We start from the raw sequence: 24,225 nt of genomic DNA on the forward strand, positions 1-24,225 counted from the left end.
AATAAAACCGCAGATGCAGGCAAATATACGCACATAAGCTCAACTCTAGATCCGGGTTTATCTGCGTATATTTGCGGTTAAAAATTACAAATTATTGTTTTCCGATACCATCACAACTTACGCAACCATACTATACATAACATAGCGCCAATAGTGCAGAATAGGGAAAGGAACTGGTGGAGAATTAGCGATCGCACGTCATGCGATTTGAAATTTGAGATTTGAGATTGCTGGCACGGATGAGTCCGGGACTTGCGATCGGGATGCGGAGCTTTTTTCAAAGGTAGACAGATAAATCCGGGGACTTGTGACCAAGTTGATTTCGGTCAAATAATAATTGATAAACATGGGGAAAAAATTACAGTTAATTCTGTCCCAACCGAGGGTGCAGAGTTGGCGATCGCTATCTTTGTCACATAATAAAATACAATGGAATGGAATGTTTTAATTTAACTGTTGTATAAACGAGTTATGGATGCGATCGCCAATTTGTCAGGTTATGAGATTACAGAGCAACTTTATGCAGGTACACGTACCCTAGTCTATCGAGGCATCCGTACCCGTGACCACTATCCAGTCGTCCTCAAACTGCTGCGAAACGAATACCCCACCTTCAACGAACTCGTCCAGTTTCGCAACCAATATACCATTGCCAAAAATCTAGACTTCCCTCACATCGTCAAACCGCTGACGCTGGAAGTATATCACAATAGCTATGTCCTAGTAATGGAGGACTTTGGCGGAGTCTCCCTACCTACTTATCTCAAAACAGCAACAAATCAAACCCAATCATTTCAAGCTTTACCTTTAGCAGAATTTCTCCAAGTCGCCATACAACTAACAGATATTATTCACTACCTTTACCAAAACCGAGTCATTCATAAAGATATTAAACCCGCTAATATTCTCATTAATCCAGACACCAAACAAATTAAACTAATTGACTTTAGTATTGCATCCCTCCTACCACGAGAAACCCAAGAAATCCTGAATCCCAATATTTTAGAAGGAACATTAGCCTATCTCTCTCCCGAACAAACAGGACGGATGAATCGAGGCATTGACTATCGTAGTGACTTTTATTCCCTGGGTGTGACCTTTTATGAATTGTTGACAGGAAAGTTGCCATTTATCTCGGATGATCCGATGAAAGTGGTGCATTGTCATCTCGCCACACAGTCGAAACCGATCCATCAAATAAATCCAGAGATACCCCTAATTTTAGCAAAAATTGTCAGTAAGCTGATGGCCAAAAATGCCGAAAAACGCTATCAAAGTGCATTAGGACTCAAGCACGATTTAGAGATTTGTTTAGTTCAGTTACAAAAAACAGCCAAAATTGAAGATTTTGAACTCGGAAAGCGAGATATGAGCGATCGCTTTACTATCCCCGAAAAGCTCTACGGTAGAGAAAAAGAAGTTGATCAACTATTAGCTGCCTTTGAGCGAGTCAGCCTGGGAGCAACGGAAATGATGCTAGTAGCAGGTTTTTCTGGAATTGGGAAAACCGCCGTTGTCAATGAAGTTCATAAACCCATTGTCCGTCAGCGCGGTTATTTTATCAAAGGCAAATACGATCAATTTCAACGCAACATTCCCTTCAGTGCCTTTGTGCAAGCCTTCCGCGACTTAATGGGTCAACTGCTATCAGAATCGGATACCCAACTGCAAACATGGAAAACCCAGATTTTAGCAGCAGTGGGAGACAACGGACAAGTCTTGATTGATGTGATTCCTGAGTTAGAAGGCATAATTGGCGATCAACCTCCTGCAACAGAATTGTCAGGAAGTGCCGCCCAAAATCGCTTTAATCTGCTGATGCAGAAATTTGTGCAAGTTTTCACCAGCAAAGAACATCCTTTAGTGATGTTTTTGGATGACTTGCAATGGGCGGATTCAGCCTCCCTGAATTTGCTACAATTATTGATGATCGATACAGGATATTTATTAGTATTGGGGGCCTATCGAGATAATGAAGTTTGGCCCGTGCATCCATTTATCTTAAGAGTGAATGAGATAGTTAAAACGGGGGCAACAGTGAATACAATTACTTTGAAACCGTTAAGCGAACTAGATATGAATTTGTTGGTGGCGGATACGCTGAATTGCGAATCATCACTTGCCCAACCTTTGACAAAATTAGTCTCTCAAAAAACTCAGGGGAATCCTTTCTTTGCAACTCAGTTTCTCAAGACATTACATGACGAGCAGCTAATTAGCTTTAACTGGGAGATTCGGCATTGGCAGTGTGATATTGCCCAAGTGAAAGCCTTAGCTATCACTGATGATGTCGTTGAATTCATGTCGTTGCAATTGCAGAAGCTGCCCAAAGGAACTCAGTATCTTCTCACCTTAGCTGCTTGTATAGGATCACAGTTTGATTTGAATACGTTAGTAATTGTCGGTGAGAAATCGGCTGGAATGACGGCTATGGCTTTATGGAAAGCATTACAGGAAGGTTTGGTGATTCCCACGACGAAAATCTATAAATTCTTTACGGAATCGGATAGTAATGAAGTTTTAAATGCTTCAGCTAATCCGACTTATCGATTTTTACACGATCGCGTCCAGCAAGCTGCATATTCGCTAATTCCTGATTCGCAGAAAAAAGCAACTCATCTCAAAATAGGACAGTTACTCCAGCAAAATTGCGCCGAGATAGAGCGAGAGGAAAAACTGTTTGATATTGTCGGGCATTTGAATCGAGGAATTGAGTTAATCACCCAACCGACCGAACGAGAAGCCTTAGCTAAACTAAACTTGGCAGCCGGTTGTAAAGCCAGAAATTCTACCGCCTACACCGCAGCCAGAGTTTATCTACAAGTGGGGGTTGAGCTACTGAGGGCCAACTGCTGGGAAAGCCAGTATGAATTAACCCTGGATCTCTATGTTGCTGCTGCTGAAGCCGCCTATTTGAATGCTGACTTTGATGGCATGGAAGAGATGGCAGCACAGGTGTTACAGAATGCACAGACGATCTTAGACAAAATCAAAATTTACGAAATTCAAATCGTCGCACAGACAGCACAAAGCAAGACGTTAGAAGCGATTGCAGTAGCAAGAGATGCACTGTGGCAATTGGGGGTTGAACTCCCCACCGAAGCTGACGAAGGCTTGATGGGTAAAGCGTTACAGAGCCTTGCGGAGCAACTAAGCGGCAGAAAAATTGAGGAACTAATCGATCTGCCTGTGATGAGTGATCCTCAGACTCAGGCAGCTATGCCAATATTGGCCATGTTATTTGCACCCATTCTCCAGGGAATTCCAGGCTTAGTGCCCCTACTAAGCTCCACGATGGTAAGTTTATCGCTCTCCTTTGGGAATGCACCCGCATCAACAGTGGGCTATGCGATTCACGGGCTTGTATTAAGTGCCTTTTTGGGAGAGGCAACAACGGGCTATAGCTTTGGTAAATTGGCACTCTCATTGCTCGATCGGGTCAATGCACGAGAATTTAAGTGCATTACTCATAATATGTTTGGGGCATTTATTCAGCATCATCAAAATGCTATGAGGGCAGGGCTACCAACGCTGAAAGAGGGCTTTATGGCGGGCATGGAAAGTGGCGATTTTCTTAACGCTGGCTACAACATAGCTACTTACAGCTACATCAACTTTTACGGTGGGGTAGAACTGGATACTTGGGAACCGGAACTTGCAGTCTACAGTGCTACGTTGGCTCAGGTGAAGCAATATTCGGCTCGGACTTATTTGCATATGGAGCGGCAGATGTTGCAGAACTTGAGGGAAGTAGTGAATCAACCGGATTGCTTAATCGGCGAAGCCTATGATGAAACGGTGATGATTCCTAAGCACTATCAGGATCGTGAATTCAGTGCGATCGCCCTTGTCTACATTTACAAGCTGCTGCTTGCCTACTCATGGGGCAATTATCCGGCTGCCTTAAACCACATTGGTCAAGTCAAGCCGTATGTGATGGCATTATCGGGATTGGCTCATGTTCCCATTTTCCATTTCTATGCAGCCCTGACGCATCTGGCAGTGTTTCCTAAACAGCCCAAAACCGAGCAAGCTGAAATTCTCGCCTCTGTGGAAATCCATCAAACGACTCTGCACCAGTGGGCGCAAAATGCTCCCATGAATCATCTGCATAAATGGTATTTGGTTGAAGCAGAACGGCAGCGGGTTTTGGGCAATAAAGCAGATGCCCTTGAAATGTACGATCGCGCCATCCAACTAGCTCAAGAAAATCAATTCATCAACGAAGAAGCTCTCGCCAACGAACTCGCCGCCAAGTTCTACTTTGACTGGGGCAAAGAAAAAGTAGCTCAAGCCTACATGATTGAAGCGTATTATTGTTATGCCCGATGGGGAGCTAAAGCCAAAATAGACTATTTGGAAAAAAGTTATCCTCGCCTACTCGGTATTATCCTTCAGCAAGCTCAATCCTTTAGTTCCTTTAAAGAAACGATCGCCCGGGGAACGATTACTTATACCCACTCTTCTAGCAGCAACTCTGAATTTCTAGATTTGCCTACTCTGATCAACGCCTCTCAAGCCATTTCTGGGGAAATTGAACTAGATAAACTCCTGACTACTCTTTTAAAAATAGCGATCGCGAATGCTGGGGCAACTAAGTGTGTCTTATTGCTCAAACAAGAACAGTATTTACAGGTAGCGGCTCTTGTAGCAGAGGGACAGGAACCTAAGCTATTACCAGCAATACCTCTAGAATCTAGTCAGGATGTAGCAATTAGTTTGGTTAACACTGTCAAGCGTAGTTTGAAACCTTTGGTAATAGTCGATGCTAGGGTAAGTTCCCAGGTTGCGGGCGATCGCTATATTGAACAGCACCAGCCGATAAGTGTTCTGTGTATGCCAATTCTTAATCAAGGGCAGTTGATAGGAGTTTTATACCTGGAAAATAACCTGACGGTTGGGGCATTTACCAGCGATCGCATTGAAGTGCTAAATTTGCTGGCTTCTCAAGCTGCTATTTCCTTAGAAAATGCCCGTTTGTATCAAGAATCTCAACAAGCATTTACCCATCTCAAACAGGCACAAATAAAAATAGTTCAAAGCGAAAAAATGTCAGCATTGGGAAACTTAGTGGCTGGGGTTGCTCACGAAATTAATAATCCAGTTGGTTTTCTTGTTGGTAATATTCAACCCGCCTTAGATTATATCAAAGATTTGTTTGGATTGCTCGATTTGTATGAACAAAAATATCCGCAACTCGATCCAGAGATTCAAGAAGAAATCGAGAACATCGATCTGGAATACATCCGGGAAGATTTACCGAAATTAGTAGGTTCGATGCGGGAAGGCGTGAAGCGGATTCGGGATATTAGTACCAGTCTACGAACCTTCTCCCGTGCCGATACTAACTATCCCGTAGCTTGTAATATCCACGATGGCATCGATAGCACCATTATGATCCTGAAACATCGGCTCAAGGCTAACGAAACTCGTCCAGAAATCAAAGTGATTAGGGAATATGGAAATTTGCCACAAGTGGAGTGTTATGCCGGACAGTTGAATCAAGTATTTATGAATTTGTTAGGGAATGCGATTGATGCTTTGGATGAATCAAATCAAGGACGCTCTTATGCAGAAATCGCCAATCAAATTACCATTAAGACCGACATTTATCGGGACAAAAAGCAAGCGATAATTTGCATTAAAGATAACGGTGTGGGCATGAGTGAAGCTGTGCAAGAGAAGATTTTTGATGAGTTATTTACTACCAAGGAAGTAGGGAAAGGGACGGGGTTGGGATTGGCGATCGCACGGCAGATTGTAGTTGAGAAACACGGCGGTACAATAGAGGTAAATTCTGTATTGAGAGAAGGGACGGAGTTTACAATTTTATTGCCGATGAAAGGATAAGACTAGGGAGCATCTCATATTTGTAAAAACACTTCTTCTGGCTCCTTCCTTCTTCTTCTTTCCTCCTGCCTCCTGCCTCCTGTCTCCTGCCTCAAAACTCCAATTTTGGGCTTGGCTGCTTTCATTGAGATGCTCCCTAAGACTATCTTGATAGATCGCCATCTTTCTCTTCAAAAGTGAAAAAGAATAAAAGCGGTAGAGTCTGTAGGCTGGGGATTTCGCAGTTTTATTTTCCTCAGACTAGATAAATAAAAGTGTATAATTAGTTACAATAGTCAATGTCTGAGATGGGGTAATCCCGATGAGTGCTGCAGTGGATTTGACGAAGCGAGTTTCAGGATATCATCTGGTTGAGCAATTATACAGTGGTTCCAGAACCCTAGTTTATCGAGCTATCCGAGAAACAGATCAGCTTCCGGTTGTCATTAAACTATTAAATCGAGACTACCCCAGCTTCAGCGAACTGCTGCAATTCCGCAACCAGTATACCATCGCCAAAAATCTACGTCTGCCTGGAGTCGTTGAACCCTACAATTTGGACTCCTATCGCCACAGCTATGCCCTAGTAATGGAGGATTTTGGCGGCATTTCTCTGCGAGACTACGCCCAAGAGCAAGCGCTGACTCTGGCAGAAATCTTGGAAATTGTTATTCAAATAACTGACATTCTTGACGGACTGTACCGAAACAGAGTCATCCACAAAGATATTAAGCCAGCTAACCTCCTAATACATCCCGAAACCAAACAAGTCAAACTGATTGACTTTAGCATCGCCTCCCTACTTCCGAGAGAAACTCAAGAAATTCAAAATCCCAACATCTTAGAGGGAACCCTCGCCTATATTTCTCCCGAACAAACCGGAAGAATGAACCGAGGCATCGACTACCGCACTGACTTTTATTCTCTGGGAGCTACCTTTTACGAACTGCTGACAGGAAAACTGCCATTTGAATGTGACGACCCGATGGAGTTGGTTCACTGCCATATTGCCAAACAGCCTCCTGCAATAAACAGCAAAGAAATCCCGCAGGTGGTTTCGGATATGGTGATGAAGCTGATGGCAAAGAATGCCGAACAGCGCTATCAAAGTGCCAGGGGATTGAAGTATGACTTAGAAGGGTGTTTGCAGCAGTACCAAGCAACTGGAAAGATTGAAACTTTTGAGTTAGGAACGCGGGATGTATGCGATCGCTTCCTCATCCCCGAAAAACTCTACGGTCGAGAACGAGAAATACAGCAACTTTTAGAAGCCTTTGAACGAGTAGCACAAGGCAACAGCGAAATGATGCTCGTTGCAGGCTTTTCCGGCATAGGAAAAACCGTTGTGGTTAATGAAGTTCAAAAACCCATTGTCCGACAGCATGGCTATTTCATTAAAGGTAAATTTGACCAGTTCAATCGCAATATTCCCTTTTCGGCATTTGTGCAAGCATTCCGCGATTTAATGACACAATTGCTCAGTGAAAGCGATCTCCAACTCCAAGCATGGAAAACCAAAATTTTAGCAGCCCTTGGTGACAACGGACAAGTCATTATTGAAGTCATTCCCGAACTAGAACGGATTATCGGGCAACAACCCCCAGCCCCAGAATTGTCAGGGAGTGCTGCTCAAAATCGGTTCAATTTACTGTTCCAAAAATTTATCTCTGTTTTTACCACAAAAGAGCATCCCTTAGTGATGTTTCTGGATGATTTGCAGTGGGCAGATTCAGCATCTTTAAAGTTGATGCAGTTGCTTATAGGTGAATCCCAGTCCAGTCACCTGCTACTAATTGGAGCCTATCGAGACAATGAAGTTTCCCCTGCTCATCCCTTAATGTTGACTTTAGATGAAGTCACAAAAATCGGGGCAATAGTCAATACCATTACACTAGCACCTCTGGCTCGATCCAGTTTGAATCAATTAGTAGCAGATACGCTGACTTGTTCTCCTAAGTTAGCAGAACCGCTGACTGAATTGGTGTATAAGAAGACAAAAGGAAACCCATTTTTTGCGACGCAGTTTCTCAAGGCATTGCATCAAGATGAGTTGATTATTTTTGATGTTAAAGCAGGATATTGGCAGTGCTGTATTAGCAAAATTACCGAAGCAGCACTGACGGATGACGTAGTTGAATTCATGGCGCAGCAGTTACAGAAATTGCCAGTAGAAACTCAGGAGGTTTTAAAATTAGCCGCTTGCATTGGCAATCAGTTCGATCTGACAACATTAGCAATTGTTTCGGAAATCTCGGAGACGGGAACGGCCACGGCTTTGTGGAAAACTTTACAGGAAGGTTTTGTTTTACCTCAGAGTGAGATTTATAAATTTTATGTAGGGGAAGAAGAAAATATCGATCGAGGTACTTCTCAAACAGTTGTCTATCGCTTCTTGCACGATCGCGTCCAACAAGCGGCTTATTCTTTGATTCCCGAAAGCGATCGCGCGCTCGCCCATTATCAAATCGGGCAACTGCTGCTGCAACAGATTTCACCAGAAGCTAGAGAAGAACGCATTTTTGAATTAGTCAATCAATTAAATTACGGCACGACGCTGGTTGTCGAAAAAACAGAACGATACGATTTAGCACAACTCAACCTGATTGCTTGCCGCAAAGCGAGATCGGCAACTGCCTATCAAGCAGCCCGCGAATATGCCACAGTGGGGCTGCAACTGCTGGGAACAGACGCTTGGGAACGGCATTACGAAATGACCCTATCCCTGCACGACTTAGCTGCCGAGGTGGCTTTCTTGGCAGGCGATTTTGAGCAGATGCACCACTGGATTGAAGCGGTGATCGATCGTGCGAAAACACCTTTAGAACAGGTGCAAGTCTATCAAGTTAAAATCCAGGCGTTGGTAGCCCACAATAAATTTGTCGAGGCGATCGCGATCGGTCAATCAGTCTTCCAAATGTTGGGTGTGAATCTGCCAGATGAACCAACCCTAGACGATATTCGGCAGGTGAAGCAAGAAATTGATGCCTTAATTGAGGGTCGCTCCATTGAGTCATTCATTCATCTGCCGAAAATGACCGATCCCCAGCAATTAGCCATTATGCAAAATGCGGCTCGGCTGACACCCGTCTGTTATATGTCAGGAACAAAGCTCTATTTCCTGGTAGTGGCGCTCCAAGCCAAGTTGTCCATTCAATTTGGCAATAGTCCGGTTTCCGCTTTTTGCTACGTGGGTTACGCCTTCCAACTGAGGATGCTGTGGGGCGACATGACAATGGTGCCTCAATTTGGGCAATTAGGATACCAACTCGCCTTAGAACCCGATGCCAAAAACATTCGAGCCGCAACCGCCATGTTAATGGGGGCCTATGTGGGTTCTTGGACGATCCATTTGCAAGAAACGCTGCCGATTCTTCTCGATGGCTATCAAGCTGGATTAGAAACAGGCAATCTCGAATTTATGGGCTACGACGCCCAGTTGTACTGCTTCAATGCTTATTGGTACGGTCAACCGCTGGCTGAACTCGAACCGCAAATTCGCGCCTATTACCAACAGTTGTGCGACCTCCACCAAGTCACAGCAGCAAACTGTGTGTTGGCGTACTTGCAGGCTGCTCAAATTCTCTTGGGTCAGTCAGAGGACGAGATTCCTTTACGCCAGGATGACTATGAAGAAAAAGTCCTGGCTCAGGCAAAAGTCGATTTTTACCGGCTATCCTTCTTTTACCTGTATCGATTCACATTGAATTACTGGTTGGAAGACTTTGCTAAAGCAGAACACGATGCCGCTCAAACGCGACACTATTTGGCTGGAGGGATGGGAAGTATTGTTGAACCGATCTTCTACTTCTATGATTCTCTGAACGTGCTGGCCACTAGGTCGGAATCGATGTCCCAGTCGGAGCCGCGATGGCAGCGAATGGAAGAAAATCAAGCCAAGCTCAAAGACTGGGCAGATTATGGCCCCATGAATTACTTGCACAAATATCATTTAGTTGAAGCTGAAAAAAATCGCGTTCTTGCTCGCAAAACAGAAGCTATAGAATTTTACGATATAGCAATTAAAGGAGCCAAGGAAAACGGTTATATCCAAGAGGAAGCATTAGCCAACGAACTCGCCGCAAAATTCTACCTTGATTGGAGCAAAGAAAAAGTCGCCGCCAGCTATATGCAGGAGGCATATTACTGTTATGCCCGTTGGGGTGCACTAGCCAAGGTTGAAGACTTAGAAAAAAGGTATCCCCAATTACTTCAGCCTATCCTGAATCCGCCCACACTTCGCTTTAATCCTCTAGAGACGCTGGCAACGATTAGCCACTCTTCGCACACTTCCACCACCAGTAGCACGAGTATTTCCGATGCCCTTGATTTCGCATCTATTATGCAAGCTGCTCAAGCTTTATCCAGTAAAATTCAGCTTGATGAATTACTCGATACCCTCAACCAAATTATTTTGAAAACTTCTGGGGCAGAAACTTGTGCTTTGCTACTCCCCCATCAGAAGGAATGGCAAATCCGGGCAATAACTCACATCAATCCAGATAACCAACCACCCACAACCCTGCTGCAAACCCAACCTCTAGATGGCTCGGCGGTGATTCCGCTCAAGCTGGTTTATTATGTCAAACACACCCTGGAAACTGTGGTAATTGAAGGTGGCAAGACCGATATTCCGGGTTTAATGAATGACTGTACGCTCCAGTATCACTCTCAGAGTATGCTATGTACTCCGATTCTCGATCGCGGGAACTTAGTTGCGATACTTTATCTGGAACATAGCTCGACAAAAGGAGTGTTTACTCGCGATCGTCTCCTCATCCTCAACTTCCTCTGCACCCAGGCTGCCATTTCCCTAGAAAATGCGCGATTGTATCAGCAAGCCCAGGACTACGCTCACCAGGTGGAACAATCTCAACTGCAATTAGTGCAGAGCGAAAAAATGTCGGCTTTGGGGAATTTAGTGGCCGGGGTTGCCCATGAAATTAATAATCCAGTCGGATTTATTTCTGGTAATATTCATGAAGCGATCGCCGCCGTCAAGGATATTACAGAATACTTGCAACTCTATAAAGAAAAATTTCCCAGTCCGGGTGAGGAGATTGAAGAAAAAGCTGAAGAGAGCGATATCGAATATCTCTTAGAAGATTTACCCAAAATGTTGAATTCGATGCAAATCGGGTGCGATCGCATTCAAGGTATCAGCACCAGTCTTCGTACCTTCTCCCGCTCCGACAAAGATTACAAAGTTCCTTTCAATATTCATGACGGAATTAACAGTACGATTTTGATTCTAAAACATAGATTGAAAGCGAACGAACAGCGTCCAGCGATTGAAGTTGTGAAAGAGTACGGGAACTTGCCATCAGTTGATTGCTTCCCCGGACAATTAAATCAGGTGTTTATGAATATATTAGCCAATGCCATTGATGCACTGGAAGAATCAAAGCGGGAACCGAGTTTAGAGAAGACTAAAGCCCCAGCCCATTGCATCACGATTCGGACAGAAATGAAGTCTAAGGATTGGGTGAATATTCGCATTTCTGACAACGGGCCAGGGATATCCGATGAGATAAAAGGTCATATTTTTGACCACTTATTTACAACTAAAGGTGTGGGTAAAGGCACGGGATTGGGTTTGGCGATCGCGCGGCAGATTGTAGTTGAGAAACACGGCGGTATGCTAGAAGTCTACTCAACTTTAGGTCGAGGTACAGAATTTACCATTTCACTGCCATGTTGATTATTACCTAGGTAATTTATAGCCAATTTTTGGATTTTTCTGGAAAATTAAAAGTTTTTTACACCCCACTTTACAATTTATAGTGAGCGATAACTTCGGCCAAATTATTGATACTTCCGTTGCACTAATTTATAAAGGAATCTCGATCGCAAATTCCGTACCTTCTCCTACGGTGGAACAGCAGCTCAAGGCTCCGGCGTGTTTTTCCGCGACAATTCGGTAACTGATGGCTAACCCCAAACCCGTGCCTTTTCCCATCGGTTTAGTCGTGAAAAACGGATCGAACAATCGGCTCCGCACGTCTTCTGTCATGCCGATCGCATTATCGGCAATGCGGATGCAAATACTATTTTCGTTCAGGGCTTCTGTGCGAATCCTAATAGTTGGTTTCCAATCGTCGCCGCCGGCTGCAGAGCGCCTTTTTTGGTTGCAAGCATCTTCCAAGGCGTCAATACTGTTGCTAAGCAGATTCATAAATACCTGATTGAGCTGACCTGCATAACATTCTATTAAAGGGAGTTGACCGTAATCTTTGATTATTTTTATTTCTGGATAGTCGCCTCTGGCTCGGAGTTTGTTGTGCAATATTAAGAGGGTATTATCTATGCCTTCGTGAAGGTTAGTAAGTTTTTTTACCGAGTCGTCTAAACGCGAGAAGTTTCGCAAACTCAGAACTATTTCGCGAATGCGATCGGCTCCCATTTTCATCGAAGATAATATTTTTAGTAAATCTTCTGTCATAAATTCTAAATCGATATTGTCAATACATTGTCGAATTTCTACCACGGGCTGAGGATAGTGTTTTTGGTAAAGTTCTACAAGCTGCAACAAGTCTCGGATATATTGGGTGGCGTAGGAAATATTGCCGTAGATAAAACTGACAGGGTTATTAATTTCGTGAGCTACTCCAGCTACCATTTGACCGAGACTTGACATTTTTTCGGTATGAATTAGGTGAGCTTGAGTTTCTCGAAGTTCTTTGAGAGCGATTTCTAGCTGCTGGGCTCTGTTGTTGGCGATCGCCTCGGAGAGCCGCAAAGCATCCTCGGCTGCTTTGCGCTCTGTCATGTCAAAAATGGCGCCGTTGAGGGATAAAACTTCACCGTCTGCGTTGAAAATGGCTTGACCTTTCTCTGCAACCCACCGCACATTTCCGTCGCAGTGAATTAGGCGATATTCGATGATGTAAGGTTGTTTTGTCTTAATAGCCCGATCGATAATTGTCTCGATGTGCTCAGCGTCATCGGGATGAACTATACTCGGAAAAGCCTGCACCGGTTTTTGCATAAAGTTAGCTGCGGGATAGCCAGAAATAGCTTCGATGCCACTGCTGATAAAAGTTAAGCTCGATCGCCCAGCAGCACTGCATCGGTAAACCGCACCGGGAATGCTAGAAACTAATGACCTAAATTCTTCTTCCCTTTCTCGCAAAGCGGCCTCAATCCGCTTGCGCTCGCTAATATCGCGAGCAAACGCGCACTGATATTCTTTGCCGTTAAATTCCAAATGGTTGATCGTAATTTCTACCGGAAAAATGCGACCGTACTTAGTGAGGTGGTGAACTTCAATATTAACCGAACCGCAGCGTTTTAAGACTTTCCAGTGCAAACTCCAAGCAGTTTGGGGGAAATCTGGATTGATGTCGTGCACGGTCATCGAGAGCAATTCAGTGGCAGAATATCCCAATGAAGTGCAAGCAGCGTCGTTGACGTACAAAAATTTACCGTCGGGCCCGATCCAGAATATCGCATCTGCAGATCGGTCGATCGCAAATTGAGTCAGTTGCAACTTTTCCTCAACCCGTTGGCGATCGGCAATTTCTTTTTCTAACTGTTCGTTAAGCGAATTGAGAGCTAAAGTGCGATCGACAATAGTATCTGAAGGGTAAAGATCGATCGATTGTTTTGCCAATTCTCCTTTCTCGATATCATGCTGGTGCTGATTTTCTTCTACCTGTTTTAACGACTGTTGTTGAAATTTTTCTCTTTGATTGAAACCAGACTCGGCAAGTGCTTTCGGCATCAGGGCGAGGGCGACTGCGGCTAAAAGCCAAGAAATCGAAGCACTTGTAGCTTTGAGAGTTACCGACAGCCAATATATGGAATGCCAAAGCGTCCAAACTTCTGTCAATTTAGCCGCGCCCCAGACAAAAAAAACAACGGCAAAAACCCGGAAAATCCTGCGGTGAGAACCTTGGCGGGTAAAATAAACTAAAGATAGGGCGATCGAGCAATAAGCCAGTGCCGTCAGCGAGTCAAAAACAGCGTACAGTCGCAACTCCGGCACCGCATTGCACCCGAGTGCCGAAGATACAGCAAGTGGTGAAAAAAAAATTGTTAATTGTTCTTGCATGAAGTTCAAGAAAAAAATTATCTGTACCAATGCAAATCCGATCAAATCTAATTATTTGATTTTGGCTAGTGAAATATTTACATAATTATATACTTTTTTCATTTTTTCTGAAACCGCTATTTTTTCAGCGAATGTCAAAACTGTCGAGGTTTGGCCCCGGGAACGAAGCTTTATCCCAAGTATGAGCAATGCCGATCGTCACTGCTCGCAACGCTTACGTTCCTCGCAGTGAGGGAATAGATAGGTTCGCCTCCTTATGGCTTCTGAAACATTTAAATTTTTAATGATCGTTATTAAGTTTGCTTTTAGATGACTTAAGCTGTGAGCCTGGGGTCTTAAACCCCAGGCTCTCTCATGGACTAGCAGACTTTTAAGGCAGAGAAAATCTCAATTTATGCGCTCGAAATCCACACTTAAGCGCCGCCCAGCGCCCAATGCACCAAAGTCCGAACTCCAAAACCGGTAGCCCCAGGGCCATTGTAGCCATTTTCTTTGTCACTCCAAACCGGGCCGGCAATATCTAAATGCGCCCATGCAGTATCCTTTACAAACTGCTTCAAAAATAGCGCCGCCGTAATCGAACCGCCCGGACGCGGGCCTGTGTTTTTCATGTCGGCGTGCAATGCTTTCAAGCCCTCAAAATATTTTTCTTCCATCGGCATTCGCCAAAATTTTTCGCCTGCCAATTCTGAGGCGGCGACTATTTCGGCGGCGACGCTATCTTGAGGACTCCACAAACCCGCGATATCGTCGCCTAAAGCAATTACGCAGGCCCCGGTTAGAGTTGCTAAATCGACAATCGCGTCAACTCCCAATTTATCAGCAAATACCAAAGCATCAGCCAGGGTTAAACGGCCTTCTGCGTCGGTATTGTTGACTTCAATTGTTTTGCCGTTGGAAGCTGTAAGGATGTCTCCAGGGCGCATGGCGCGGCCGCTGATCATGTTTTCAGTGACGGCGCTGATAAAGTGAACTTCCACATCGGGTTTGATGTGTCCGATCGCCTTTGCCGCTCCCAAAGTAGCGGCAGCGCCGCCCATATCTATTTTCATCATTTCAATGCCGCTGCCCGCACCTTTGATGTTCAAGCCCCCAGAATCAAAGGTCAATCCTTTGCCCACAATAGCTATTTTACGGCGCGGTGTGCCTTCGGGTTTGTAAGTTAAATGGATGAATTTTGGTGGTAAATCCGATGCTAGGGCTACGCCGAGAAAGGCTCCCATGCCTAGTTTTTCACAGTCTTCCCGCTCCAATATTTCTAATTCTAAACCGCATTCGGCAGCCAGACTTTGAGCAGTTTCTGCCATGGTAATCGGGGTGACAAAATTTGCCGGGGCTGCGACTAATTCCCGTGCTAAAATGACTCCTGCAGTGATTTGGCGGGCGCGGGCGATCGCACTTTCGGTACCGGCAAAACCGAGCAAATGAATTTGTTCGAGTTGCGGGCTTTTGTCTTCATGTTCCGATTTGAAACGGTTGTCTTGATTCAAGGAGAGTTCTACACCTTCGGCGATCGCGCTTGCTGTAACATCCGGTGCGTTTTTCCACACCGGAAAGCTAATTCCGAGGGTTTTGCATTTCTCTTTTTTGGCTAACTTGGCGCAAACGCCTGCTGCTTGCCGCACGGTGTCTAATTTTAAGTCCTCTGTTTTGCCCAAACCGACGATCGCAATTTTGCGAATGGGATTATTGCCGCCGACACGGGTGATGGCGCTCGTGCCTACTTTGCCCTTAAAATCTACTTCCAGTAGCAGCTCTTTCAAAGTGCCTGCCAGCTTTTCATCTAATTGTGCCAGCTCGCCGGTGAGTTCCAGGGCGTCCTCAAATAGACCAATTGCCAAGGCGTCTCCGGTCCAAACAGAGCGGGGCGTATCGGTGACTAGAAATTCCATGTTTTGATTTACACTTTAGATTTTAGATTTTAGATTGTACTTTGTACTTGGTGGTTTGTGGTTTTTCGTTGGTGCGGGTAAATAGATCGATCGCAAAAATTTTCCGCTCCACATCAAAATAAATTCTGCTACTATATCAGCCAAGTCCGCCTGCGATCGGATCTCGCGCCAATCTCAATAATCTGTTTTGGGGTCGGGCCAAACGGCGCGCCCCACTCTTAACATTTATTTCTCGTTAAACAGGTATCCTGCCTGTGAGGGCGTGGAACACCCATCCTGCCTGTGATGGCTTTTGACAAACGATCGGTTATCTATTGTTATTCTGTTAAATTTTCCCATGCTAAAACGACGCCGGGCCCGATTTTCTGTTTTAATCAGCGTTTCAGTTTGCGTTATTGCGATCGGCTCTTTGGTTGCTGCGATGAAATGGATGGGTTTGGGCTCATTCCAGAAGGCCGAGCAGTCCCTGGAGGCAGCGAATTCCGAATCGCAAGTCAAGATGCTGGTGTCGCTGTCACCGAGCGAGCGATCGGCGAAATTAGTTGAACTCGCAGCCAGTCAGTCTGCAAGTACGAACCCGCAGCAGCAAATCTCCCCTCAAAGCCGCGCTCGGTACCTGCTTGCCAGCGATTTAATCCAACAAGGAAATGCGGCCAAAGCATTAAAGTTATTGGACAAATTAGAGCAAGAATATCCGGTTTTAGCTGCTCACATTGCCCTAAAAAGAGCGCAAGCTTACCAATTGAGCGGCGACAAAGGCAAAGCCCAAAAAGCTTGGCAGGAACTGCTCAAAAACTATCCGAGCGACCCCGTAGCAGCAGAAGCCTTATATGTTTTAGGCAAGTCAAAACCGGAATATTGGCAACAGGCAATTACAGAATTTCCGGGTCATCCCCGCAGCGTAGAAATTGCCCTCGGCAAGTTAAAAGAAAATCCCAATCAGCCGCAGTTGATGCTGCTCGTAGCAAAATACGGTCATTATGTCAAAGACTACGGGACAATTTTGGAACAACTGGTGCAGCGAAACAGCGCCACTTTAAAACCGGAAGATTGGGAAGAAATTGCCTTTGGCTATTGGGAAAAACAAGATTACGGCAAAGGAGCTATTGCTTACGGGAAAGCCCCCCGCAACGCCAAAAATCTTTACCGAAAAGCTCGCGGTTTGTGGCTCGACGGAAAAATCCCGGAATCGAGAATTGCCTATCAAGAATTAGTGCGCGAGTTTCCCGATGCCGAAGATACTGGTTTGGGTTTAATTCGGCTGTCGCGGCTGAGCGATCCAAAGGATGCGATGGTTTATCTCGATCGAGTTATTAGCAAATTCCCCAATTATGCCCCCGAAGCTTTGTTAGATAAATCCCAACTTCTCGACAAAGCACGCAGCGGTCAATCCGCCTCAGATACCCGCAAGTTGCTCTTGACAAAATACAACAATTCTGATAAAGCCGGCGAATTGCGGTGGACGATCGCCCAGCAGTTTGCCAAAGGCGGAGATTTAAAATCAGCTTGGCAGTGGGCAAGAGAATTAACCACCCACAATCCCGACAGCGAACAAGCTCCAGAAGCAGCATTTTGGGTCGGAAAATGGGCACAGCAACTCGGCCGCCAACAAGACGCCAAGACTGCATTTGAGTACACTATCTTACGTTATCCCGAATCATATTTTGCGTGGCGATCGGCTGTACTTCTTGGCTGGCCCGTCGGCGACTTTACCACAGTCCGAGATTTGTCTCCCAATGTAGTCCGACCGCCTCAGCGCCCCGAACCAACTGCGGGTTCTCCTGCGTTGAAAGAACTCTATCAATTAGGTCAAGATAGAGATGCTTGGACGCTGTGGCAAATAGAATTTATCGACCGCGTAGAACCAAGTATTGCGGAACAGTTTACCGATGGTTTAATGCGAGTAGGAGTCGGAGACAATTTAGACGGTTTGTGGATGGTTGGTAGTTTGCGGCAGCGAGACAAACCAGATGATAGAGCCCAATACCGGGAACTCAGACAGCAACCGATTTATTGGCAAGCACTTTATCCTTTTCCTTACTTAGAAACCATCGTCAAATGGTCGCAAGAACGCAAAATAAATCCTGTATTAGTAACAGCATTAATCCGGCAAGAATCGCGGTTTATGCCCGCCATCAAATCCTCAGTTGGCGCCACTGGTTTAATGCAAGTAATGCCGGAAACAGCAGCTTGGGTTGCCTCTCAAGTCAGTCTAAAAAAGTATTCATTGGAGAATGTGGACGACAACGTTAAACTCGGTACGTGGTATTTGGATCACACTCACGACGAGTACAAGAATAACTCGATGTTAGCTGTGGCGAGTTATAATGCCGGGCCAACTGCAGTATCAGATTGGTTGAAGAGGTTTAATTTTAGTGACCCGGATGCTTTTGCGGAAAAGATTCCGTTTCCTGAAACGAAAGGATACGTAAAATCGGTGTTTGAGAATTACTGGAATTATCTGCGGATTTACAATCCAGAAGTTAATCAGTTAATGAGTGAGCATTATGCGGCTGCTCAGAAAAAAGCAAAGCCTTAGTAAATTTGGTGTAGGCTAAGCTTTCAGGAACGGACTCTCCGGCCCGTTCCACAAACAAATTTATTTTGTGTATTGATTTTGTAGGTGGGCTTCTAGCCCGCCCCTACTAATCTTCCAGAAATTGAAATTATGGAATGATAGAATAAATCAGCGGCATCCCAAGGAATCACGAGTAGAAATCCCTGTTTGAGAATTAATACCGCTGGCTTTTGTGCACAATTCTTTAATTTGTGAGCCGTCCATAATTGCGTCGGTAAAGTCAGCGCCGGTAATATCAACCCCCTCAAAAGTAGAACGCAGCAAAATTGTTTCCGCTAAAATGGCATCACTTAAATCGGCATTAGTAAATTTAACTTGATCTATCATGGCATTAGTTAAATTTGCTCCGTGCAAATTCGCCTGAGTCATCACCGAAGCGCTCATAATTGCTCCCTGCAAATCGGCATTAGAAAAATTAGTCAAGTCCATATTAGCGTTAGAAAACTCGGCAGCCCGCAGCATTTGACCGGAAAAATCGCGTCTTGTCAGTTCGGCGTTGCTAAAGGACAACGGCGGAGCGTAATATTTAGATTGAGCCTGGGCTGGCTGCGGCAGGATGAAGATAGTTAGCGCCAAAAGGAATGCTGCTAGTTGCCGGAGTTTCATAAGTCTGATATTCTCGCAAGGTGGGTATTTCGTAGTGTATGCCGAACTTTGGTCGATCGACTAAACAGTTACAATCTTAATTAATAGTGATGGAGATGGAAAAAAAGATATGCTAAGTTTTTTCTTAACTTGGATAGTAGCAGCGGTTTCGCTAATCATTACCGCTAACATTGTACCAGGTATGGCGGTGGTTAGCTTTCCGGCGGCGATGCTGGCTGCTGTTGTTATCGGATTGGTGAACGCGGTTGTCAAACCGATTATTACATTGCTGACGCTGCCTTTGACGATTATTACTTTAGGTTTGTTTTTGTTTGTTGTGAATGCAATTTCGCTTTCCCTGGCTTCCTGGTTAGCGGGTGCGTTCAATATCGGCTTTGAGGTTAACGGTTTTTGGCCGGCTGTGTGTGGTTCCATTGTGTTGTCATTTGTTTCTGGGTTGATTGGTCGATTTGTGAATGCCAATACTTTGTCTCAGTAATACATTATCCCAGATACTCGATCGGGCAAACTGCAACCGCTACTGTTACCGCAGAACCCGCCCTAACCCCTCCTTGTGAAAGGGGGGGATTTTTGCTGCGAAATATTTGTTTAGGGACTAAGAGGGGATTTGAACCGCAGATTAACGCAGATGGACGCTGATGATTGATGGATATCTGCGTTAATTCGCGTTCATCTGCGGTTAAATTTTCTTCTCTAACTGCACAAAGTGCCGCAGCTTCTGCTACGCTGGGCGTCCCGACTGCTTTTGCTGCAATATTTGAAGGATTGGGGACTTCTACGGAACTTAAAATTTCAGCCGCAAAGGTTTTTAACGGCCAGTTTCGCTCTTGACAAAGTTCTAACAAGCCGACTTCACCTGCTTTAGTGTCTATTGTAGCAATACCTGCGATCGCACTTTCGGCTAAATGATAAGCACGGCATACTTGTTTAATCGCTGTTTCGATTAATTCTCTCTCTGTTCCGCGTTCGCAACCTATCCCTATCCACAACACTCTCGGATGCCACTGAACCTTTGGCAAAGCAGATTCCGGCGAAAATCTTCTCTGCGTGAAACTAATCCAAATTCGGGCTTTGATAGTTGATAGATTTTCCCCATCCCAATACAAAGAATGTTTTTCTGGCAGACTGTTTTGCCACAAAGTAGAACCCACTTCTTGAATTACTTCGACAGTTTCCCCTCTAGCCATAGCCGCCGCCACTCCTGTCCAGTCACCTTCGCCCCGCCTCCAACCGCTGGGAATGTCTAGCATATCTAAAGTAAATTCATCGCTCATTATTCAGTTATCTCTTCTGTAGTTTCACTGCGACCGCAATCTAAAAAAAAAATTAACACTCTGTTTATTGAAAATCTTGGTATAATTGTAGCGCAAACTACAACAAATCCGACATTTAAGATGGTAGAACTAAATCAGTTACTGTTAGAGCTTGAAAGCAACCTCAAATGGGAAGGACTTATAGAAGAATGGACAGAACGCCGGGAAAGTTGGGTTAGCGATGCGGCAGCATCAGTTAACCTGACATATCTAGCAGAATTGCTAGTTGAATTGGAATCTAACTTGCAGTGGGAATCGGTGGATATTCAGTGGCAAGAGCGCCGGGAAAGTTGGGTAGAAGAATGTCTGGCAGCATCGATTGTTCAAGAAGTATCAAGTTTATTGCTGGAACTTGAAACCAATATAAATTCGGAAGCTATGGCTGATGAATGGCAGCAGAATCGCGCAACTTGGGTACAGCAAATGCACACTTTTAACGAGTAGTTTCGACGAGTCAGAGCCTGTAGATATTGCGTTTTCAGGCTCTAAAATTTCCCAATGACTAATGAGTAATGACTAATTCTTCATCTTTCTGCCAAACCCCATTCAGAAAAAGATCAGCGAGTCCTTCAGCCATTTCCTGTATTTGCTGCCGAGAAGCATTCGGCTCCATAATCGTATTTTGACTGAAGGGCGCGACTGCAAACATTCCCACCAATACCTGAGCGACAATTTTCGGATTCATCTTTGGATAAACTTGTTTGTCCATCGCCGTTTCCAAATAAAGCCTCCGCCACATCGCTCATTATAAAAAAACAACAGTCTAAATCACTAATATTTGTACAAATATAGCACAAACTGCAAACAAGACAAAATTTAATATGGTAGAACTAAACCAATTACTGTTAGAGTTTCAAGCCCACTTAAACGGGGATGCAGTGACGGAAGAATGGAAAGAACGTCGCAACTGTTGGATGAGGGAGGTGTCAGCCACCTTTGACGAAAACCACCTAGCCAAATTGCTAGTTGAATTAGAATCAAATTATCAGCGAGAAGCGGTACAAAGTCTCTGGAAAATGATCCGTGAAAGTTGGATAAAAGAAGGTCATATAGCATCGACGCTTGAAGAAGTATCAAGTCTACTGCTGGAACTTGAAAGCAATACAACTTGGGAAGTAATGACGGATGAATGGCAGGAAAATCGAGAGAATTGGGTACAGCAAATGTACGAGTTTATAGAGTAACTGGTGATTGGTGAGTGTGAGGGGTTGGTGGTTAGTGGTTATTATAACCAATAACCACTAACGCACAAATAATAACCAACAAATGACTAATGACCAATGACTAATGACTAATTATTCATCCTTGACTAAAACCCCATTCAGAAAAATATCTGCGAGTCCTTCAGCCATTTCCTGCATTTGCTGCGGTGAAGCATTCGGCTCCATAATTGTATTTTGACTGAAACCCGCGACTGCAAACATTCCCAAAAATACCTGAGCGACAATCTTCGGATTCATCTTCCGATAAACTCCTTTTTCCATCGCCGTTTCAAAAAAAGCCTCCGCCACCTCGCTCATTTTTCCGATGACTTCCAACTGAATTCTGTCGCGCAAATCCGGGTGAAATTGTGCCTCCAAAAAACACACCCGCATCATGTCGCTATTCTCGCGGATATTCAGCATCCGCCGCCGCATCACCTGAGCCACTGCTTTGTAACTGCCCATCTCGCTTAATTCAGTCAGCAAATCCGTCAGCAACTCCACCCATCCTTCCGTCGCCACCTCAATCAAAATCGCTTTTTTATTATCAAAATGCCGAAATAGCGTACCCTCGGCCACCCCCGCCGCCGCTGCTAAATCGCGAGTTGTCGTGCCGTCGTATCCGCTGCGGGCAAACAACCGCTGAGCGGCTTGTAAAATCCGCTTCTTGGTTTCTGTTTCAGAAGGAGGAGACTGATTAAAAATTCGCATGGCTTTGCAATCGGTAATTGGCGACTTGGAACTACGGGTTCGGGACTGAAGGGCTAAATAATGTTAAGTTTTAAGTTGTGCGCGGCTTTTATCCCAAACTTAAAACTCCTGGCTCAACTCCAGACCCTTTTTGAGATTTGCTGTATCAGCGTAACATCTGCAGCGCAACAGATCGCTTATGCCTCCAAAAATCTTTATCCTGAGAAAAGAATCCCTGGCCACCGAGCACAAACATTTTTTTGTTTGACACTCCAAAATCTAAAATCTAAAATCTAAAATCGAATGACCCCGCAGTTCCAAAAACCCCGTAAAGCGAAGCTATCCCGTAGGGAATCGCCCGATCGCCAAACTCGATTCATAGCCTCCCTGCTGGCCGCTGTACTGCTGTGGTGGGGACTTTCCCCCGAAATCGCCCTCGCCCGCCCCAACCCGGCTAGCGGCTCCCAAGCAGTCTCTGTTCAACCATCACTCGATCGAGTAATCAGGCAAGTCAGCGAATTTAAGCTCGACAACGGCATGAAATTCATCGTACTCGAAAGGCCCAGAGCGCCCGTAGCATCGTTTCTGATTCACGCCGATGTCGGTGGCGCAAACGAACCCGACGGTCAAACAGGTGTCGCTCACTATCTCGAACATTTAGCCTTCAAAGGCACGCCAAAAATCGGCACTACCGACTACCAAGCCGAAAAGCCGCTGCTAGAAAAACAAGACCAACTCTTCGAGCAAATGCAAGCAGCCAAGGCCAGCGGCAAAACTCAAGAAGTCGCCACATTAAAAGCAGAATTTGACAAAGTTGAAGCCGAAGCTTCGCAATTTGTCAAGCGCAATGAACTCGGCAAAATAGTGGAACAAGCAGGCGGAGTCGGACTAAATGCCGCTACTTCCGCCGACGCCACAATGTATTTTTACAGCCTTCCAGCTAATAAGTTAGAAATGTGGATGTCGCTGGAATCCGAGCGATTTCTAGAACCAGTATTTCGGGAATTTTACAAAGAAAAACAGGTAATTTTAGAAGAGCGCAGGCTGCGAACCGAGAATTCTCCGATCGGACAAATGGTTGAAGTTTTTGCCAACAAAGCTTTCTCTGCTCATCCCTACCGCCGCCCCGTAATTGGCTACACTGAAGACATTAAAAACCTCAGCCGCAGCGACGTGCAGAAGTTTTTCGAGACTCACTACGTCCCCAGCAAGCTGACTGTGGCGGTGGTAGGAGACGTGAAAGCTTCGGAGGTGAAGCGACTCGCTCAAATTTATTTCGGCCGTTACAAGGCCAAACCAGCCCCTCCCGAATTGCAGATTGTCGAACCTCCCCAAACGCAAACTCAGGAAGTCACGCTGCAATTAAAAACTCAACCTTGGTATTTGGAAGGATACCACAAACCGGCGATGAATCATCCCGACAATTCGATTTATGAAATGATTGGTTCTTTGCTCAGCGATGGCCGCACTTCTCGACTTTACAAATCTTTGGTAGAACAGCAGCAATTGGCGCTGGTGGCTCAAGGTTCCAGCGGTTATCCAGGGGAAAAGTATCCGAATTTGATGTTATTTTACGCTCAAACTGCTCCGGGCCGCACGGTTGATGAAGTAGCCTCCGCTTTGAGCAAGGAAATCGAGCGCCTGAAAACAGAGCCGGTTTCTGCTTTGGAATTGGAGCGCGTGAAAACTCAGGCGAGAGCGGATTTATTGCGATCGCTCAATTCTAATATGGGCATGGCATTTTCGCTGGTGGACTATCAAGTAAATACCGGTTCGTGGCGAAATTTGTTCAAGGAATTGGACGCCATCGCGGCTGTTACTCCGGCTGACATTCAGCGTGTCGCTCAGGCCACTTTCCGCCCGGAAAATCGCACGATTGGCAAGCTTTTGCCACTGTAAGAAGAAGGAAGAAGGAAGAAGGAAGAAGGAAGAAGGAAGAGGGAAAACTCGTTTCCCGACTCTGCCCATTCCTGACAACTTAAGACTAAAACCCATAATAAATGTCGCTTTTATTCGACTCTAGATCCCCCTAAATCCCCCTTAAGAAGGGGGACTTTGAGAAGAG

At 45.1% G+C, this 24,225-nt stretch carries 12 protein-coding genes and 1 pseudogene; 7 read left to right on the forward strand and 6 right to left on the reverse strand.

What is annotated here, in order from left to right:
- The first annotated feature begins 471 nt into the window (after positions 1-471).
- Together QUA47_RS10425 and QUA47_RS10430 are read left to right on the forward strand one after the other, a co-directional pair.
- On the forward strand, positions 472-5,850 hold the full coding sequence (locus QUA47_RS10425; RefSeq protein WP_333430709.1) for an AAA family ATPase: 5,379 nt from the start codon (positions 472-474) through the stop codon (positions 5,848-5,850).
- 301 nt (positions 5,851-6,151) lie between these two features.
- Positions 6,152-11,527 (forward strand): AAA family ATPase, encoded by a 5,376-nt coding sequence (locus tag QUA47_RS10430; protein WP_333430687.1) that lies wholly within the window; start codon positions 6,152-6,154, stop codon positions 11,525-11,527.
- Positions 11,528-11,656: 129 nt separating this feature from the next.
- Here QUA47_RS10430 and QUA47_RS10435 read toward each other — a convergent pair whose 3' ends face one another.
- Positions 11,657-13,879 (reverse strand): PAS domain S-box protein, encoded by a 2,223-nt coding sequence (locus QUA47_RS10435; RefSeq protein WP_333430688.1) that lies wholly within the window; start codon positions 13,877-13,879, stop codon positions 11,657-11,659.
- Between the two features lie 413 nt (positions 13,880-14,292).
- Positions 14,293-15,771, reverse strand: coding sequence for a leucyl aminopeptidase (locus QUA47_RS10440; RefSeq protein ID WP_333430689.1), 1,479 nt, complete (start codon positions 15,769-15,771; stop codon positions 14,293-14,295).
- A gap of 337 nt (positions 15,772-16,108) precedes the next feature.
- On the opposite strand from QUA47_RS10440, the gene QUA47_RS10445 reads away from it, so the two are divergent.
- Positions 16,109-18,310 carry a transglycosylase SLT domain-containing protein gene (locus QUA47_RS10445; RefSeq protein ID WP_333430690.1) on the forward strand — a complete coding sequence of 734 codons (2,202 nt, stop codon included), beginning with the start codon at positions 16,109-16,111 and terminating at the stop codon, positions 18,308-18,310.
- Positions 18,311-18,457: 147 nt separating this feature from the next.
- Here QUA47_RS10445 and QUA47_RS10450 read toward each other — a convergent pair whose 3' ends face one another.
- Complete coding sequence (locus QUA47_RS10450) at positions 18,458-18,955, reverse strand: pentapeptide repeat-containing protein (RefSeq protein ID WP_333405352.1); 498 nt, start codon at positions 18,953-18,955, stop codon at positions 18,458-18,460.
- Positions 18,956-19,064: 109 nt separating this feature from the next.
- Between QUA47_RS10450 and QUA47_RS10455 the strand changes: the two genes are divergently transcribed.
- Positions 19,065-19,433: a phage holin family protein gene (locus QUA47_RS10455; protein WP_333430691.1), complete on the forward strand. Its 369-nt coding sequence runs from the start codon at positions 19,065-19,067 to the stop codon at positions 19,431-19,433.
- A gap of 4 nt (positions 19,434-19,437) precedes the next feature.
- Here QUA47_RS10455 and QUA47_RS10460 read toward each other — a convergent pair whose 3' ends face one another.
- Entirely contained in the window at positions 19,438-20,229 is a 792-nt protein-coding gene (locus QUA47_RS10460; protein WP_333430692.1) for a cobalamin biosynthesis protein, read from the reverse strand.
- 120 nt (positions 20,230-20,349) lie between these two features.
- On the opposite strand from QUA47_RS10460, the gene QUA47_RS10465 reads away from it, so the two are divergent.
- A complete protein-coding gene (locus QUA47_RS10465; RefSeq protein ID WP_333430693.1) occupies positions 20,350-20,712 on the forward strand; it encodes a hypothetical protein in 363 nt (120 codons plus the stop codon).
- Positions 20,713-20,770: 58 nt separating this feature from the next.
- Here the strand turns inward: QUA47_RS10465 and QUA47_RS10470 are convergent.
- Positions 20,771-21,014: pseudogene (locus tag QUA47_RS10470) on the reverse strand (TetR/AcrR family transcriptional regulator); the annotation flags it as partial.
- 75 nt (positions 21,015-21,089) lie between these two features.
- On the opposite strand from QUA47_RS10470, the gene QUA47_RS10475 reads away from it, so the two are divergent.
- Positions 21,090-21,452 (forward strand): hypothetical protein, encoded by a 363-nt coding sequence (locus tag QUA47_RS10475; protein ID WP_333430694.1) that lies wholly within the window; start codon positions 21,090-21,092, stop codon positions 21,450-21,452.
- A 111-nt stretch (positions 21,453-21,563) separates the two neighbouring features.
- Here the strand turns inward: QUA47_RS10475 and QUA47_RS10480 are convergent, their stop codons facing one another.
- Complete coding sequence (locus QUA47_RS10480) at positions 21,564-22,181, reverse strand: helix-turn-helix domain-containing protein (protein ID WP_333430695.1); 618 nt, start codon at positions 22,179-22,181, stop codon at positions 21,564-21,566.
- Positions 22,182-22,463: 282 nt separating this feature from the next.
- Here QUA47_RS10480 and QUA47_RS10485 point away from each other — a divergent pair, with 282 nt between their 5' ends.
- A complete protein-coding gene (locus QUA47_RS10485) occupies positions 22,464-24,059 on the forward strand; it encodes a pitrilysin family protein (RefSeq protein WP_333430696.1) in 1,596 nt (531 codons plus the stop codon).
- Positions 24,060-24,225: the final 166 nt, after the last annotated feature.

Source organism: Microcoleus sp. MON2_D5, assembly GCF_036701905.1.
Lineage (GTDB): Bacteria > Cyanobacteriota > Cyanobacteriia > Cyanobacteriales > Microcoleaceae > Microcoleus.